The organism is Nocardia sp. FBN12 (genome assembly GCF_054031145.1).
The window spans coordinates 3,088,479-3,104,844 of record NZ_CM132926.1; the positions used below are offsets into that span (position 1 = coordinate 3,088,479).

Annotated in this window: 16 protein-coding genes; 4 read left to right on the forward strand and 12 right to left on the reverse strand. The window is 68.4% G+C overall.

Annotated features, from left to right (window positions below; all coding sequences use genetic code 11):
* Positions 1-12: 12 nt before the first annotated feature.
* Positions 13-987 (forward strand): 5'-3' exonuclease, encoded by a 975-nt coding sequence (locus ACWZHB_RS14925; protein ID WP_427908538.1) that lies wholly within the window; start codon positions 13-15, stop codon positions 985-987.
* A 182-nt stretch (positions 988-1,169) separates the two neighbouring features.
* Here the strand turns inward: ACWZHB_RS14925 and ACWZHB_RS14930 are convergent, their stop codons facing one another.
* The 7 genes from ACWZHB_RS14930 to ACWZHB_RS14960 form a co-directional block, all read right to left on the reverse strand.
* On the reverse strand, positions 1,170-1,916 hold the full coding sequence (locus ACWZHB_RS14930; RefSeq protein ID WP_427908539.1) for a DUF4333 domain-containing protein: 747 nt from the start codon (positions 1,914-1,916) through the stop codon (positions 1,170-1,172).
* A gap of 120 nt (positions 1,917-2,036) precedes the next feature.
* Entirely contained in the window at positions 2,037-4,736 is a 2,700-nt protein-coding gene (locus ACWZHB_RS14935) for a DEAD/DEAH box helicase (RefSeq protein ID WP_427908540.1), read from the reverse strand.
* A 3-nt stretch (positions 4,737-4,739) separates the two neighbouring features.
* On the reverse strand, positions 4,740-5,693 hold the full coding sequence (gene tatC / locus ACWZHB_RS14940; RefSeq protein WP_427908541.1) for a twin-arginine translocase subunit TatC: 954 nt from the start codon (positions 5,691-5,693) through the stop codon (positions 4,740-4,742).
* 110 nt (positions 5,694-5,803) lie between these two features.
* Positions 5,804-6,076: a Sec-independent protein translocase subunit TatA gene (gene tatA, locus ACWZHB_RS14945; protein WP_427908542.1), complete on the reverse strand. Its 273-nt coding sequence runs from the start codon at positions 6,074-6,076 to the stop codon at positions 5,804-5,806.
* Positions 6,077-6,168: 92 nt separating this feature from the next.
* Positions 6,169-7,197: a 2-dehydropantoate 2-reductase gene (locus ACWZHB_RS14950; protein ID WP_427908543.1), complete on the reverse strand. Its 1,029-nt coding sequence runs from the start codon at positions 7,195-7,197 to the stop codon at positions 6,169-6,171.
* On the reverse strand, positions 7,194-8,177 hold the full coding sequence (locus tag ACWZHB_RS14955) for a helix-turn-helix transcriptional regulator (protein WP_427908544.1): 984 nt from the start codon (positions 8,175-8,177) through the stop codon (positions 7,194-7,196). The genes ACWZHB_RS14950 and ACWZHB_RS14955 overlap by 4 nt, the downstream gene beginning before the upstream one ends.
* Positions 8,174-9,169, reverse strand: a complete 996-nt coding sequence (locus ACWZHB_RS14960; protein WP_427908545.1) for a helix-turn-helix transcriptional regulator — start codon at positions 9,167-9,169, stop codon at positions 8,174-8,176. The genes ACWZHB_RS14955 and ACWZHB_RS14960 overlap by 4 nt, the downstream gene beginning before the upstream one ends.
* Before the next feature lie 83 nt (positions 9,170-9,252).
* Here ACWZHB_RS14960 and ACWZHB_RS14965 point away from each other — a divergent pair, with 83 nt between their 5' ends.
* Together ACWZHB_RS14965 and ACWZHB_RS14970 are read left to right on the forward strand one after the other, a co-directional pair.
* Complete coding sequence (locus ACWZHB_RS14965; protein ID WP_427908546.1) at positions 9,253-10,035, forward strand: helix-turn-helix domain-containing protein; 783 nt, start codon at positions 9,253-9,255, stop codon at positions 10,033-10,035.
* Between the two features lie 28 nt (positions 10,036-10,063).
* On the forward strand, positions 10,064-10,450 hold the full coding sequence (locus tag ACWZHB_RS14970) for a VOC family protein (protein WP_427908547.1): 387 nt from the start codon (positions 10,064-10,066) through the stop codon (positions 10,448-10,450).
* 52 nt (positions 10,451-10,502) lie between these two features.
* Here the strand turns inward: ACWZHB_RS14970 and ACWZHB_RS14975 are convergent, their stop codons facing one another.
* From ACWZHB_RS14975 to ACWZHB_RS14995, 5 genes are read right to left on the reverse strand one after another with little or no spacing between them, the layout of a single operon-like run.
* The gene (locus tag ACWZHB_RS14975; RefSeq protein ID WP_427908548.1) at positions 10,503-10,958 is read right to left on the reverse strand and encodes a MaoC family dehydratase; all 456 of its coding nucleotides are present in this window, start codon (positions 10,956-10,958) and stop codon (positions 10,503-10,505) included.
* The gene (locus ACWZHB_RS14980; RefSeq protein WP_427908549.1) at positions 10,955-12,448 is read right to left on the reverse strand and encodes a long-chain-fatty-acid--CoA ligase; all 1,494 of its coding nucleotides are present in this window, start codon (positions 12,446-12,448) and stop codon (positions 10,955-10,957) included. Before ACWZHB_RS14980 ends, ACWZHB_RS14975 begins: the two co-directional genes overlap by 4 nt.
* Positions 12,445-13,602: an acyl-CoA dehydrogenase family protein gene (locus tag ACWZHB_RS14985; protein WP_427908550.1), complete on the reverse strand. Its 1,158-nt coding sequence runs from the start codon at positions 13,600-13,602 to the stop codon at positions 12,445-12,447. Before ACWZHB_RS14985 ends, ACWZHB_RS14980 begins: the two co-directional genes overlap by 4 nt.
* A 15-nt stretch (positions 13,603-13,617) precedes the next feature.
* Positions 13,618-14,370: a 3-oxoacyl-ACP reductase FabG gene (fabG, locus tag ACWZHB_RS14990; protein WP_427908551.1), complete on the reverse strand. Its 753-nt coding sequence runs from the start codon at positions 14,368-14,370 to the stop codon at positions 13,618-13,620.
* 16 nt (positions 14,371-14,386) lie between these two features.
* Positions 14,387-15,538: an acyl-CoA dehydrogenase family protein gene (locus ACWZHB_RS14995; RefSeq protein ID WP_427908552.1), complete on the reverse strand. Its 1,152-nt coding sequence runs from the start codon at positions 15,536-15,538 to the stop codon at positions 14,387-14,389.
* 128 nt (positions 15,539-15,666) lie between these two features.
* Here ACWZHB_RS14995 and ACWZHB_RS15000 point away from each other — a divergent pair, with 128 nt between their 5' ends.
* Positions 15,667-16,302, forward strand: coding sequence for a TetR/AcrR family transcriptional regulator (locus ACWZHB_RS15000; RefSeq protein WP_427908553.1), 636 nt, complete (start codon positions 15,667-15,669; stop codon positions 16,300-16,302).
* Positions 16,303-16,366 lie beyond the last annotated feature (64 nt).

Consider the following 16,366-nt stretch of genomic DNA (forward strand, 5'->3'; position numbering starts at 1 on the left):
CACAATCACCGGGTGACCGCTGACGAGAGCACCCGTGGGCCCCTGTTGATCCTCGACGGCGCCAGCCTCTGGTTCCGCGCCTATTACGCCATCCCCGACAAACTCAGGGGCGCGGACGGCCGCTCGGTGAACGCGCTGCGCGGATTCACCGACATGGTGGCCTCGCTGGTCACCAAACATCGCCCGAGCAGACTCGTCGTCGGGCTCGATCTCGATTGGCGGCCCCCGTTCCGGGTGGCTCTCGTCCCCTCGTACAAGGCGCACCGGCTCGACACCAGCACCAGCGCGGCGCCAGGGGCCGAGGAGGTACCCGACACGCTCACCCCGCAGGTCGAGATGATCCTCGAGGTCCTGGCGGCGGCGGGCATCGCCACCGGCGGCGCGGCGGGCCTCGAGGCCGACGATGTGCTCGGCACCCTCGCGAGCCGGGAACGCACCGACCCGGTGGTCGTCGTCAGCGGCGACCGCGACCTGCTGCAACTGGTGCGCGACGAGCCCGCCCCACCGGTCCGTGTGCTCTACGTCGGACGCGGCCTCGCCAAGGCCGAACTGTTCGGCCCCGCGGAGCTCTCGGCGAAATACGGTGTGCCAGAACAGAACGCGGGCCCGGCCTACGCCGACATGGCGACGCTGCGCGGCGATGCCTCCGACGGGCTGCCCGGGGTGGCGGGCATCGGCGACAAGTCCGCCGCCCAGCTGATCACGAAGTTCGGTTCGCTCGACGCGCTCATGGCCGCCGTCGCCGATCCGGGTTCCGATATCGCCAAGGGTGTGCGCGCGAAACTCGATGCCGCGCAGGACTATCTGAAGGTCGCCGCGCCGGTGGTGCGAGTGGTCCGCGACGCCGAGGTGATCCTGTCCCGCCCGGACATCCTGCCCGCCACCCCAGCCGATCCCGACCGGCTGCTCGCGCTGGCCACTGCCTACAACGCCGAAAGTCCGATCACCCGCCTGGTCACCGCACTGACCGCCGCCCACAGCGGCTGACAGGGCCGAACGCCCGTCGGCGCCGTCCCGTTCTCGCGATGCCGGATATCGGTGTGCGCGAAGCTGAAACCGCCGGGACGCGTGCCGTCGACCGCACCCGGGTCGGCGTGCGGCCTAGGACAGGAACGACACCGGGCCGCCCGCATACTTCGCGGACGGCCCGGAAAACGTAGTGCGCGCGCCTAGTTGGGGCGGCCGACCTCGTAGGTGCCATCGTCCTTGGTGATCTTGACGGTGACCTTCTTCGCCTCACCGCTGACCTTCAGGTCGCACGTGAAGGTCGCCTCGACCTCGACGGCCTGACCGGAGGGGCAGCTGACATCGGAGACGTCGGCGATCCCGTAGGAGTCCTTCAGCACGCGCGAGACACCGTCCTGCACAGCCGCGTTGTCGAGTTCGTCCGAGGACAACAGGACAACGGCAAGTCCGATGACCGCGGCGATCACGAGCACGCCCGCGGCGATGAGCCCGATCATCAGACCCTTGCTCTTGCCACCGGAGGACTGCTGCGGCTGCTGACCCCACTGCTGCTGCGGTGCGGGCTGCTGACCCCACTGCTGTTGCGGTGCGGGCTGCTGGCCCCACTGCTGCTGCGCGTTGGCGGCCTGGTTGTTCCAGTCCTGCGGCGGCGGCTGGGTCTGACCCCACTGCTGCTGCGGGCCGGTCGGCTGCTGGGGCGGCACACCACCCTGCTGCGGCTGCTGACCCCACGGCTGCTGCGGCTGCTGCGGCTGTTGTCCCCACTGCGGCTGCTGCGCGTTCGGATCATTCCACTGCTGGGTGGGCTGGGCGCCCTGTTGTGGCGGCTGCTGCGCGCCACCCCAGTGCTGGGTGGGACCGGCGCCACCGGCCCCTTGCTGGCCCCCCCAGTGCTGGGTGGGATCGTTGTTCCCCTCCCCGGGGTTGTTCGGTCCGTAAGGGCCGCTCATCCACTCGCCTCCACTCGCATCATTAGTCCATACGGTAGCCCCCCGCGCCGGGCCTGCCGCATTCGCACGACATCCGCCTCACGGTCGGTACGCGAAGAAATCAAATCACAGACGCCTCGACTACGCGGCGTCCACTGCGACGACACCCCGCCGCACCGCCCGTACCGCCTTGGCCGCCGTCGAGGCGATCTCGGGGTCGTCGGCGGTGTTGTGGATCTGATCGAGCAGGTCGATCACCTGCCTGCACCACCGCACGAAATCGCCCGCCGACATCGTCGTGCCCTGGTCGCCACTGGCCAGCAACGCCTCGGCCAACGCGTCACCGCGCGCCCATTTGTACGCCCCGGTGACGAACCCCAGATCGGGTTCGCGGGTGGGCGGGAGTTTGTGCCGCGACTCGTCGGAGCGCAGTTGCGACCACACGTCGATGGTGGCCGCGATCGCCCGGCGGATCGGATCGGTCGGCCCCGCCGGTGTCAGCAGGCCGGCTTCCTGCCGCGACTCGTAGACCAGCGTCGATACCACCGCGGCGAGCTCGGCCGGGCCGAGTCCGCGCCACAGACCCTGACGCAGCGCCTCGGCGACCACGAGGTCGCTCTCGGCATAGATCCGGGCCAGGCGCCTGCCGTCGGCGGTGACCTCGCCGTTGGCGACGAATCCGCGTTCCTCGAGCAGTCCGACGATCCGATCGAAGGTGCGTGCCAGCGAATTCGTGGTCGCGGCAACCTTCTGGCGCATCGTCTCGGTCTCGCGGGCTAGCCGCGCGTACCGCTCGCCGGTGCGGCTCAGTTGCTCCCGATCGGGACGATCGTGCGCGGGATGGGACCGCAGACTGCGCCGCAATGTCGAGAGTTGCCGATCCTCACCACCGCGAACACGGTCGTTGCGCTTACCCCGGCGCGGAGCCGAGATTCCGGTGCCGCGCAACGCCGAGGCCAGGTCGCGCCGGATGCGCGCGGCCCGGTGATCGACCCGGCGCGGCAGATCCATCCGCCCGAGCGCTTCGGCGGGTTCCGGGAAATCGGCCGCGGACACCCGGCCGGCCCAGTGGTCTTCGGTCAAGACCAGTGGACGCGGATCGCCGGGCGTCTGGTCGGGTTCGAGGATCACCGCGAGCCCGGAACGTTTGCCCACGGGGATGGACACCACGTCGCCACGACGCAACCCGATCAGCGCCTTCACCGCGGCGCCCCGCCGGTCGGCCCGGCCCTGCTGCTGAATATCGCGCTCGCGCTGCTTGATTCGGTCTCGCAGCGACAGGTACTCCATGAAATCGCCGTCGACGCCGCCGAGCTGACTCTCCAGCTTGCGCAGCGCGCCCTCGTTGCGTTCGATGCCACGCACGAGCCCCACGACCGACCGGTCGGCCTGGAACTGGGCGAACGACCGCTCGAGCAGCGTCCTGGCTTCCTGGGCACCCATCCGGTCGATCAGGTTGATCGACATGTTGTAGCCGGGCCGGAACGAACTGCGCAGCGGATAGGTGCGGGTGGAGGCGAGGCCCGCCACCGCGCTGGTGTCGACCTCGGGCTGCCACAGCACCACCGCGTGACCTTCGACGTCGATCCCGCGCCTGCCCGCACGGCCGGTGAGCTGGGTGTATTCGCCAGGGGTGAGCTCGGCGTGGGTTTCCCCGTTGAACTTCACCAGCCGCTCCAGCACCACCGTGCGGGCGGGCATGTTGATCCCGAGCGCCAGGGTTTCGGTGGCGAACACCGCGCGCACCAGCCCCTTGACGAACAGTTCCTCGACGGTGTGGCGGAACGCGGGCAGCATGCCGGCGTGATGGGAGGCCAGCCCCCGCTGCAACGCCTCGCGCCATTCCCAGTAGCCGAGCACCTCGAGGTCGCCCTTGGGCAGGTCACCGGTGTGCTTCTCGATGATCTCGTCGATCTGCTCGGCCTCGCCGGGACGACTCAGATCGAGCCGGGCACGCCGGCACTGCGCCAGCGCGCCGTCACAGCCGGCACGGCTGAAGATGAACGTGATCGCGGGGAGCAGGTTTTCCTCGTCGAGGCGCGCGAGGACGTCCGGCCGCGGGAGCGGACGGAAGTTGCCGCCGCGACCACCGCGTCCGCGCGGACCGCCGTAGCCGTGCATCCGGTCGGCACTCTCGCGCTGCCGGATGAACCGGACAAGGTCCTCGTCGACGACGACCTTGCGATCACTGGACTTGGTGTCGAACAGATCGAACATCCGCCTGCCGACCATCACGTGCTGCCACAGCGGCACCGGCCTGGTCTCGTCGACCACCACCGCGGTGTCGCCGCGCACGGTTTCCATCCAGGCGCCGAATTCCTCGGCATTGGACACCGTCGCCGACAGGCTGACCAGCCGCACATCCGGCGACAGGTGCAGGATCACTTCCTCCCACACCGCGCCGCGGAACCGGTCGGCCAGGTAGTGCACCTCGTCCATCACGACATAGGACAGCCCGTGCAGCGAATCCGAGGACGCGTAGAGCATGTTGCGCAGTACCTCGGTGGTCATCACGACCACCGGCGCGCCGGGATTGATCGACTGGTCACCGGTGAGCAGGCCGACGCTGTCGCGGCCGTAGCGGGCGGTGAGATCGGCGAACTTCTGGTTCGACAGCGCCTTGATCGGCGTGGTGTAGAAGCACTTTCCGCCCGAGGCCAACGCCATGTGCACGGCGAACTCGCCGACGATCGTCTTGCCCGCGCCGGTGGGGGCGCACACGAGCACACTGTGCCCGTCTTCCAACGCCGCGCACGCGGTGCTCTGGAAGGGGTCGAGATCGAAGGAGATCTCGCCGGCGAATTTCGCGAGTTCGCTGGGCAGCCCCGGGGTGTCGGTCACCCTTCAGAGGGTATCGGAGTAGTCCGACACCGGGCGCGCGGTTTTCTCCGGCTCGGCCACCGGATCGGTGGGCGTCACCGGCGCCGGATTCTCCAGCGGTGAGGCTTCTTCGTCGTCGAGGGCGCCCCAGCCCTCCTTCGCCTCCCGGCGAGCCTTGCGCGCGTCGCTGAACCGCGCGAACTGCACCGCGAACTCGAACAGCACAGTCAGCGCGATCGCCAGCGCCAGCATCGAGAACGGGTCCTGCGGGGTGACGATCGCGGCGAAGACGAACAGGCCGAAGATCATCCCGCGCCGCCACGCCTTGAGCTTGGTGTAGGGCAGCACGCCGACCAGGTTCAGCCCGATGATGATCAACGGGGTCTCGAAACTGACGCCGAAGATGATCAGCAACTGGATGATGAAACCGAAGTACTGATTACCGCTGAGGGCGGTGATCTGAACGTTGTCGCCGATGGTCATCAGGAACGACAACGCGTGCGAGACCACCACATAGGCCAGGACGGCGCCGGTCACGAAGAGCACCGAGCCCGTCACCACGAAGCCGACCGCGAGCTTGCGTTCCTTCGCGTACAGCCCCGGGGTGATGAACGCCCACAGCTGATAGAGCCAGAACGGCGTCGCGATCACGACTCCAGCGGTGAGACCGACCTTCAACCGGAGCATGAACTGGTCGAAAGGCCCGGTCGCGAGCAACCGGCAGGCGCCGTCGGGGCTCAGGCTGGCCCGCGCCGATTCGGGCAGCGCGCAGTAGGGGCCACGCAAGAGCTCACCGAGGCTCTCGAGACCGAAGAGCGTATGCGCGTACCAGAAGAAGCCGATCAGCGTGGTGACCGCGATCGCGGCCAGCGCCAGCAGCAGCCGGGTGCGCAGTTCCTGCAGGTGCTCGACCAACGACATGGTGCCGTCGGGATTCGTCCTGCGCTTGGCGCGCCGGGGATCGAACGGGATGCGCATGGTGGGTGGTGGCCTCTAACCCTCGGTTCGGCGGATGCTCGGCGACAACTTTTGACGAGACAGCACTTCGCCCCGGAGCGGTCGCTACCGCCCCGGGGTGATGGCCGAGGTCAGAGGGTTTTGTGGCCCTGCTGCGGTTCGACGACCGGGGTCTGCGCCTGCGTCGCCGACGCGGACAACTGCTGCTGCGGTGCGGGGGTGGCCGGGGTGGCCGCCGGTGCGTCGGATGCCGACGACTCCGCCTGCATCTGTCCGACCTCGCTCTTGAAGATGCGCAGCGAGCGGCCGAGACCGCGTGCCGCGTCGGGAAGCCGCTTCGCGCCGAAGAGCAGAACGAACAGCAACGCGATGATCAGCAGGTGCGTCCAGCTGAACGTGCCCATTATCAGATACCTCCAAAGACTGTGGTGATTACCGATGCTACCCGGGTTCGGACCGCGGTGAACGCTCAGCCGCCGCGGTGTTCGCCACGCGTTCAATCCGCGACAGCGGCCGCCGCCCCGCTCAGCTCGGCGAGCAACCGGCTTCCGGTGAACCGCGCGGTGTCGCCGGATTCGGCGATCCTGATCAGCTCCGTCAGCCGCCGGTTGACCGGTGCCGGGTGCCCCACCATCTCGCCGAGGCGCACGATTTCCCCACACAACCACGCGATTTCGGTGCGACGGCCGAGCGCGAGATCGTCGGCCATCGACGAACGGGCGATCGGATCGATGGCGAGCACCCGGCCGAACACCCGCCGGAAGACCGCGTCGGGAACGCGCAGCAAATGCACCATCAACTCGGGTGGAACGGGGGTGAGCTGGGCGGGCCGAATTCGCGCAGTGTTCATCACGGCGAGGGCTTCGGACTGAGCCAACGCGAGGCAACGGCGATAGTCGCGCTCGGCGAGTTCTTCGCGCAGCGGCCTGCCGGACAGTGCGTTGATCGGGTTGTTCAGGTTGAGCAGCAGTTTGGCCCACTGCACCGGACGCAGGTCACGATGGCGGCGCAGTGGCAGGCCCGCCGCGCGAAAGTGGTCGGCGAAGCGGTCGACGACCTGATCGTCCTGGATCGCGAGCACGCCGTCGCTGGCACGGTGGAAACACCCGCGACCGCGATGCACCACGTTGAACATCACCATCCCGGCCAGCGCGATGCTGGTCGGCAGGATCTCGCGGATCAGGCTCGCGTTGCCGATGCCGTTCTGCAGGCTCACGACCGGCGTGCCGGGGCGTAATCGACCGGCAACGGCGCGGACCGCGGCGGCGGTGTCGGCCGATTTCACGGTCACCAGGACCAGGTCGGCCAGTTCGGGTTCGTCGGGTTCGAGCGCGAGGCCGAACCGGTCGGGTGGGACCTCGGTCGAACCGCCGTCCAGATCGGTCAGGCGCAGGCCGTGTTCGGCGATGTCGTCGAGGATCCGCTGACGGCCGACGAAGATCACTTCCATGCCCGCCGCGGCCAGATGACCGCCGATGAAGACCCCGACGCTGCCCGCGCCGAGGACCAGTACTCGCTGACTCACGCGGGTTCGGTCTCCCCCACCAGTCCGGCCGCCGCGTAGGCGGCCAGGGCGGCGTCGGCGCGGATGCGCACCGCCGACACCAATTCCGGTGGTCCGAGCACGGTGACACCGGTGCCGAAGCCGAGCAGCAGCCGGGCCATCCAGTCCGGCGAGGCGAAGCGCATGCCCGCCTCGATGCTGCCGTCAGCGCGCGATTCGATGCGGTGCATCGGGTACTGGTCGAGCACCCACGCGTAGTCGGCGCGGATCCGCAGCCGGGCCAGCGGTACGTCGGGGTCGTCCTGGAACAGGTCGAGCGCGGCCGCGTCGTTGGCGGCGTGGCTCGGTGGGTGGGCCGGTTCGTCGAGTTCGGTGGCGTCCTCGATCCGGTCGAACCGGAACAGGCGAACGCCTTCGGCCTGCCTGCACCAGGCCTGCAGGTAGCTGTTGTTGTCGACCAGCACCACGCGAATCGGGTCGACGATGCGTTCGGACACCTCGTCGCGGCTGGCCGAGTAATAGACCAGGCGCAGCGCCCGCGCGTCGGCGAGCGCGGCGCGCACGGTCGCGACCACCGGCTTCTCGACCGGAACCTCGACCGGTTTGCCGGTGACGGCGGCGTCGGTGCTGGCGATCGCCGATTCGATCTTGGCGATGGCGGCGTGCGCGGCGGTGGGGTCGACCATGCCCGGCATCTCCACGATCGAGCGCAGGGCGACCAGCAGGGCGGTGGCCTCGGTGGAGGTCAGCCGCAGCGGCCGTTCGATCCCGGCCGAGAAGGTGACCTCGATGCTCTCCTCGGAGAACGACAGGTCGATCAGATCGCCGGGACCGTAACCGGGTAATCCGCACATCCACAGCTGGTTGAGGTCGCTCATCAGCTGTTTGGTGGTGACACCAAGTTCGGCGGCGGCCTCGGCCGCGCTGATGCCCGGATGCGCAAGTAGGTACGGCACCATGTTCAGCAGGCGCGAAAGGCGTAGGGACAGACGCGAACTCACGACGTGACCTCCGTGTGGTCGAGTACCGACCGTAGCCGGTTCATCACGTCGGCGCGCAGTTCCGGTGGTTCCAGGACGAGGACATCGGGGCCGAGACCGGTGATCAGCCGGGCTACCCAGTCCTTGGATCGGACCGGCACCTCGAGCACCGAGCCGGGGCGTCCGCCCAGGTCGCGGGTGTCGACTTCGGTGCCGATGCGGCGCAATTCGCGACCGCGCCCCTTCGCCACCCACACGGTGGCCGACCCGGTGACCGGAGCGTCGCCGGTGACCCGGTCGACGATCGCGCGCAGGTCGGTGTGCGCGGGCTTGTGGACCGCGTCGACCGGACCGTACGGCCGCACCTGACCACCGATCCGCGACAGCCGGAACGTGCGAACGGCGTCGCGTTCGCGGTCGTGCCCGACGAGGTACCAGCGCCCATGCCTGGTCACCACACCCCACGGTTCGACGTCGCGGGTCACGAACGGATCGGTGACGGCACTGTGATGGCCGAACCGCACCGCCTGCCCCGCGTCGATCGCGGCCAGCAGTTCCCGCAGTACCGGCTCCGATCCGCGGGTTCGGGCGGGCACGGCGGGCACCGACACCCCGACGTTGTCGGTCTCGACGGTGACCCCGGCCGCGCGCAGTTTCAACAGCGCGCCCTCGGCCGCGCCCGCCAGCTCCGGTGAGGCCCACATCTGGACCGCGACCGCGACCGCCGCGGCCTCCTCGCTCGACAGGTCGATATCGGGCAACTCGTAGGCGTCGCGGTTGATCCGGTACCCCTCGAGTGTCGAGAACCGCCCCACCGGACCGACTTCGAGAGGGATGCCCAGATCGCGCAATTCGTTCTTGTCGCGCTCGAACATCCGGCTGAACGCGTCGTCGGTCACGGAGTCCTCGTAACCGGCCACACTGGTGCGAATGCGTTCCGCACTCAGGAACTGCCTGGTCGACAGCAGCGCGATGACCAGATTCATCAGCCGCTCGACCTTGGATATCGCCACCCGATAGAGGGTAATGGTCGCGTCCACTGCGCCGCGCGTCGGCGCACAGTTGCACCAGGCCCGAGGGATGTGAGAATGCGAAGGTGGAACTACACCAGGCAAGTCGTGCCGCGGGCATCGGTGTGGTGGCGGTCAGCGAGCATCGGGGACCAGCTCGCCTCCATCGTGCGGTTCCCACGCTGTCCGCTCGGCTGATCGTCAGCCTCGGGGCGCCGCTCGAGGTCGGCTACCACGGACACACCCGGACCGCCCCCGCGATGGTGGCCGGGTTCATGCGGCCCGGAATCGCTACTCCGGCAACGACGCTGCTGCCGCGGCAGCCGACCGTGTACGCCGAGTTGTCGCCATCGGCGTGGCACCGGCTGACCGGGGTGCCGCTGAGCGAGGTGGACGCGGGCGGGGTCGCCGCTGACGCCATCCTGCCGTGGGTGAACTCGCTGCGCGAGGAGCTGGCGAACCGTCCTGCCGATGACCGCGCGGAGGTCCTGCGAATCCGGTTGCTCGACCAGCTGCACCGGGCCGATCGCGACCGGATGGCCGGCGACGCCCTCGCCGCGCTGGAGCTGATCAGAGCCGGTGACGGGCTGGTGTCGGTCGACGATCTGGCACAGGCGGTGCACCTGAGCCCGCGGCGATTGCGCGCGGTGATGCGGGGATCGTTGGGGATCACGCCGAAGTTCGCCTCCCGCGTGGCCCGCTTGGCGGCCGCGGTGGGGCGTGCGGGCGCGGGCGTGGCCTCCTGGACCCAGGTGGCCGCCGAGTCGGGCTATCACGACCAGAGCCATCTCGTGCACGAGTTCCGCGACCTCATGAACACCACGCCGACCGCGTGGCTCGGTGAAGAGGGCCGAAAACTACAAGGGTGAGAGCCACCGGCCGCGCGACCATGGGTGGATGAACAGCCAACTGGTCCCCAAGCTGCTGGTCGCCGATGCGGACGCCGCGATGTCCTTCTACACCCGAACGCTCGAAGCCGAGGTGAGTCTTCGAGTCGCCGATGACGCCGGAGTGGTGAACCACGCCGAACTCACGCTCGGCTCCGTCGTCTTCGCCGTGGCTCAGAGTGTCGAGGAGTGGGGGTGGACCGATCCTGGGTCGGTCGGCGGTTCGCCTGTCCTGCTCGTGCTCACCGTGGCCGACCCCGACGCGACAGCACACCGGATGGTGCAGCACGGTGCCGAGCTCGTGATCCCTGTCGACAACCGTCCCTACGGCAAGCGGCAAGGCAGGGTCGTCGACCCGTTCGGCCACATCTGGGTCCTCAGCGGCGAACTCCGCTAGGCCACGGGTCCCGATTGTGGCGAGCACACGACGCGCTCGCCACAGCGGGACCTCACAGCAGGCAGCGGGCGATGGAGTCGGCTACACAGGCGGGGCGGGGCGCGTTCTCGAGTTCGACGATGACATGGCGGTGGATCTGGACGCCGCCGGGGACTTCGGTGACCTCGGTGAGGGTGAGGTGGGCGCGGATGCGGCTGTCGACCGGGACGGGGGTGAGGAAGCGGACTCGGTCGAGGCCGTAGTTGATGCCTGCCTTCGCCGCGCTCACGCTCATGATCTGCTGGGTCATGGGCACGATCAGGGACAGGGTGAGGAAGCCGTGGGCGATGGTGGTGCCGTAAGGACCCGCGGCGGCGCGGTCGGCGTCGACGTGGATCCACTGGTGGTCGCCGGTGGCTTCGGCGAACAGGTCGATACGGCGTTGGTCGATGGTGACCCAGTCGCTGGGGGCGAGTTCGGTGCCGACCGCGGCACGCAGGGCATCGAAATCAGCGAAGTCCGTGGTCATGCCGCTCCTCTGAAACGTTGGCGCAGTTCGCGCTTGAGCACTTTGTGGGTGGGGCCAAGGGGTAGCTCGGTGACGAATTCGACCCGGCGCGGGTACTTGTACTTCGCGACCTGCTGCTTGGCGAAGTCGATCACTTCCTGCTCGGTCACCGCGCCCTCCGGCACGACGACCGCCACGATCTCCTCACCGTAATGCGGGTCGGGCACGCCGATCACCGCGACCTGCGCGATCCGCGGGTGCCGGATCAGGGCCGCTTCGACCTCGGTGGGATACACATTGAATCCGCCGCGCAGGATCATCTCCTTGATCCGGTCGACGATACGCACCCGACCGGTTTCGTCGCGGGTGCCGAGGTCGCCGGTCCGGAACCAGCCGTCGATCACGGCGGCGGCGGTCGCCTCCGGCCTGCCGGTGTAGCCGCTGAACACATTGTGTCCGCGCACCACCACCTCTCCGACCTCGCCGATCGGCAGCAGTTCGATGCGGTCGGCGATCGCGGGATCGGCGATCTCCACGTCGACACCCCACACCGGGTGGCCGACGGTGCCCGCCTCGGTGCCGAAGACCGGCTGGTTCACGGCTGCGGTCGGCGAGGTCTCCGAGAGTCCGTACCCCTCGAGCACCGGCGCATGGAAAATCCGCTCGAACTCCTCGAGCACGGCGACGGGCAACGCGGCACCACCGCTGATGCACAGCTTCAACTCGGGCAGTTCCGGTGCCGCTGCCGCCGCCTCGATCAGCGACAGATACATGGTCGGCACCCCGTGGAACAGGTTGACCCGCTCGGCCGCCATCAGTGAAACAGCCGCGGCCGCGTCGAATCTCGGCATCAGCACCAGCGTGCCGCCGACCCGCCAGTGCGAGTTCATCGACACCGTCTGCCCGAACACATGGAACAGCGGCAGCGCGCCGAGCGCGATGTCGTCGCGGTGGATCTCGTTGGCGTCGAACGTGTTCACCGTCGCGCACATCACCATATTGAGATGGCTGAGCTCGGCGCCCTTGGGTGTACCGGTGGTGCCGCTGGTATAGAAGACGACCGCGGTATCGAGCGGACTACGGGAGACGAAGTTCGAGATCGCCTCGCCGACAAGCTCTTCGGGCGTCACCACCTCGATGCCCGCACTCGTCGCGGCTTCGGTGCCCGCCGCCGCGACCATCGGATGACAGATCAGCAGCGAGGCGCCACTGTCGCGCAGCACGTACTCCATTTCCGGCGCGGTGAGCAGCAGATGCACGGGCACCACCGTCGCGCCGGCGGCCAGAACGGCGAAGTACGCGCGGGGGAAGTCCGCGGTGTTCGGGCACAGCAGCCCCACCCGGTCACCGGGTTTCACCCCACGCGCGATCAGCGCGCCCGCTTGCTCGCGGGCCTGGCGCCACAGATCGGCGAAGGTGATGCGCGTGTCACCTTCGATCAGCGCGAGGTGGTTCGGCCTGCGGCGGGCGGGTTCGGCGAGAATGCTCGCCAGCGAGAGTGTGGCGTTCACAAGCCCATGTCCTTCGCGATGATCATCTTCATTACCTCGCTGGTGCCGCCGTAGATCCGGTTCACCCGGTTGTCGGCGTACAGGCGGGCCACCGGGTACTCGTTGATGTAGCCGTAGCCGCCGTGCAACTGCAGACAGCGGTCGATCACCCGCGAGGCCACCTCGGAGCAGAACAGTTTGGCCGAGGCCGCGTCGGCCGCGGTGAGCTCCTCGCGATCGAGGGCCTCCAGCGCCCGGTCGACGACCGCCTCGGCGGCGTCGACCTCGGCCTGGCACGCGGCCAGTTCGAACTTGGTGTTCTGGAACTGCGCGACCGGCTGACCGAAAACGTTACGGCCCCTGGTGTATTCGAGGGTGAACCGGATCGCCGCCTTGGCCTGCGCGTAGGCGCCGAGCGCGATCGAGAGCCGTTCCTGCGGAAGATTCTGGCCGAGGTAGCTGAAGCCCTTGTTCGCCTCGCCCAGCAGGTCCGACACCGGAACACGCACATCGGTGAACGACAGTTCGGCGGTGTCGGACACCTTGAGACCGAGCTTGTCCAACTTACGGCCCACCGAGTATCCCGGCGACTTCGTGTCGACGACGAGCAACGAGATCCCGTGTCTGCGATCGGTTTCCGACGGCGGGGCGGTCCGCGCGCAGACGATCACCCGATCGGCGTGCACACCACCGGTGATGAAGGTCTTCGAGCCGTTGAGCACGTAGTGCGTGCCGTCCTCGGACAGCTGTGCGGTGGTGCGCATTCCGGCCAGATCGGAACCCGTGCCCGGCTCGGTCATCGCGATCGCGAACATGATCTCGCCCGAGACGAACCCCGGCAGCCACCGCTGCTTCTGCTCGTCGGTCGCGAGGTTCTTCAGATACGGCAGACACAGGCCGACGTGTACGCCCGAACCGCCGAAAGACACACCGGCACGGGTGGTTTCCTCGAGCAGGATCGCCTGGAACTTGAACGATTCGATGCCGGCGCCACCGTATTCCTCTGGCACCTCGATCCCGAACACGCCCAGATCGGCCAGCTTGCGGTAGAACTCGCGCGGCACGATGCCCGCCTCGTACCACTGGTCATAGACCGGCGAGACCTGTGATTCGATGAACGCGCGCGCGGTTTTGCGGAAGGCTTCGTGCTCGTCGTTGAAAACTGTTCTCTGCATGATGTTCTCCGAAAGCTAGAGACGGCGTCCGCCGTCGACGTACACGGTCTGTCCGGTGACGAATCCGGCGTTGCCGGAAGCCAGGAACGCGACCACGTTCGCGATATCGGCAGGCACGCCGACGCGTCGCAGCGGGGTGATCTGCGCGGTCTTGGCCTGCAACTCCTCGGCGCTCACCCCCATGCGCGCCGCGGTGGCCGCGGTCATCTCGGTGGCGATGAAGCCGGGCGCGACGGCGTTGACGCGAATCCCGAACGGGCCGAGTTCCATCGCGAGGGTGCGGGTCAGGCCCTGGATGCCTGCCTTGGCCGCCGCGTAGTTGGCCTGGCCACGATTGCCGAGCGCCGAGACGCTCGACGTGTTGACGATGGCGCCGCCGCCGTTGTCCACCATGTGCTTCTGCGCCGCCTTGCAACACAGGAACGCACCGCGCAGGTGCACCGCCATCACGGTGTCCCAGTCCTCGACCGACATCTTGAACAGCAGGTTGTCGCGCAGCACGCCCGCGTTGTTCACGAGCACGTCCAGGGAGCCGAAGGCGGCCACGGTGCGCGCTACCGCATCGGCGACCTGCGATTCGTCAGCGACATCGCAACCGAGGCCGATCGCGGTGCCGCCTGCCGCGTTGATCTTCCCGGCGGCCAGCACCGCGGCGTCGGCGTCGAGGTCGACGACGGCCACGGCGAATCCGTCGTCGGCCAGGCGGGCCGCGGTCGCCGCGCCGATACCGCGGGCAGCCCCGGTGACGAAGGCTGTTCTGTGGATCATGGGTCGTACTCCTGTGTCAGACAATGGCGTTCACGCCGGTGAGGGCGCGCCCGATGAGCAGTTTCTGGATCTGGGTGGTGCCCTCGTAGAGGGTCAGCACGCGGGCATCGCGCAGGTACTTGGCGACGGGATATTCGTCGATGTAGCCGTAGCCGCCGAACACCTGGATCGCGTTGTTGGCGGCCTTCACCGCGGCCTCGGAGGCGAACAGCTTCGCCATCGACGCGGCCGTGCCGAAGGCTTCCCCTCGATCGGCGAGATCGGCCGCGCGCCACGCGAGCAGGCGGGCGGCCTCGGTCTCGACTGCGATATCGGACAGCAGCTCCTGGACCAGCTGGTAGCCGGCGATCGGCTTGCCGAACTGTTCGCGTTCACCGGCGTAGCGCACCGCGGCCTCGAGGCAGGCGCGGGCGACGCCGACGCACCCGGCCGCGACACCGATGCGACCTTTGTCCAACGCCGACATCGCGATCCGGAACCCCTGACCCTCTTCGCCCAGCCGCGACGAGTCGGGCACCCGAACACCGTCGAGGACGAGCTCGGCGGTGGCCTGGCCGCGCAAACCGAGCTTGCCCTTGACCTCGGTGCGCGCGAAACCCGGTGTGTCCGTTGGCACCAGGAACGCGGTGACACCCTTCGGCCCCGGCCCTCCGGTCCGCGCGAACACCAGCGCGGTATCGGCCCAGGTGCCGTTGGTGATGAAGATCTTGGTGCCGGAGACGACCCAGTCCGCCCCGTCGCGGGTCGCGCGGGTGTCCAGGTTGGCGGCGTCGGAACCGGTGCCCGGCTCGGTCAGCGCGAAACACCCGAGCCGCTCCCCCGCGCAGATCCCCGGCAGGAACCGCAGCTTCTGCTCCTCGGTGCCGTACGCGGCGATCGACTTGCCGAACAGGCCGAGCGAGACCGACACGATGCCGCGCACCGCGCTGTCGCCGCGACCGAGCTCTTCCAGGAGCAGGCAGTAGTCCATCGTGTCGCCGCCGGACCCGCCGTATTCCTCGGCGATCCCGATGCCGAGGAAGCCGAGCGCGCCGAGTTTGCCGACGATCGCGGGATCCACCGATTCGTCGCGATCCCACTGCGCGGCATACGGCACGACTTCCTTTTCCACCCACGTGCGGGCGAGTTCGCGCAGGTCGGACTGCGCGGGGGTGAGCTGGAAATCCACGAGAACACTCCTGAACCGAACGCTGTTAGGTTTACTTCCGCACCGTATCCTAACGCCGTTTGGTTAATCAAGGGTCATTTTCGGCATCGGTGATACCGTTCGATTCCCGATGAGAGATGGAGGACCGCATGGCCAGGCCGCGCGTACCGCTGTTGAGCCGCGAACGCATTCGCGATGCCGCGCTGGTCCTGATCGACCGCGACGGGCTCGCCGAGGTCTCCATGCGCAAACTGGGCGCTGAACTGGGCGTACAGGCCGCCTCGCTCTACGGCCACTACCCGAACAAGGACGAGTTGTTCGACGACATCGCCACCGGCATCATGCGCCTGGTCGACACCTCGGCCTTCGACACCATGAGCTGGGACCTCGGCCTCGCGGCCTGGGCACGCAGCTATCGCACCGCACTGGCCACCCACCCGAATTTCGTGCCGTACCTGGCAACAGGCCCCGGCCGCCGAGCCGAGAACCTGCGCGCCGCCGACGCCGTCCACGGCGGTCTGGTCGGCGCAGGCTGGCCACCGCGCTACGCCACCATGATCGGCGCCGCCACCCGCTATCTGGTCATGGGTTCGACAGTGGGCTCCTTCGCCGGCGGCTTCGCCGACGATGTCCAGGTCTACCGGGACCGCTACCCGCACCTGAACCAGGCACACCTACTCCGCGCGATCGCCGACGAAATCGACGACGACAGCTTCGAATTGGCGCTCACGTCGTTCATCGCCGGACTGACCGCCACCTACGCGACGGTCGTCACCGCGGACTGAGCCGCCCTACACACGACGGAACCGGTGGCGCCTACGCAATCGCTCCCATGCGCCACCGGTTCCG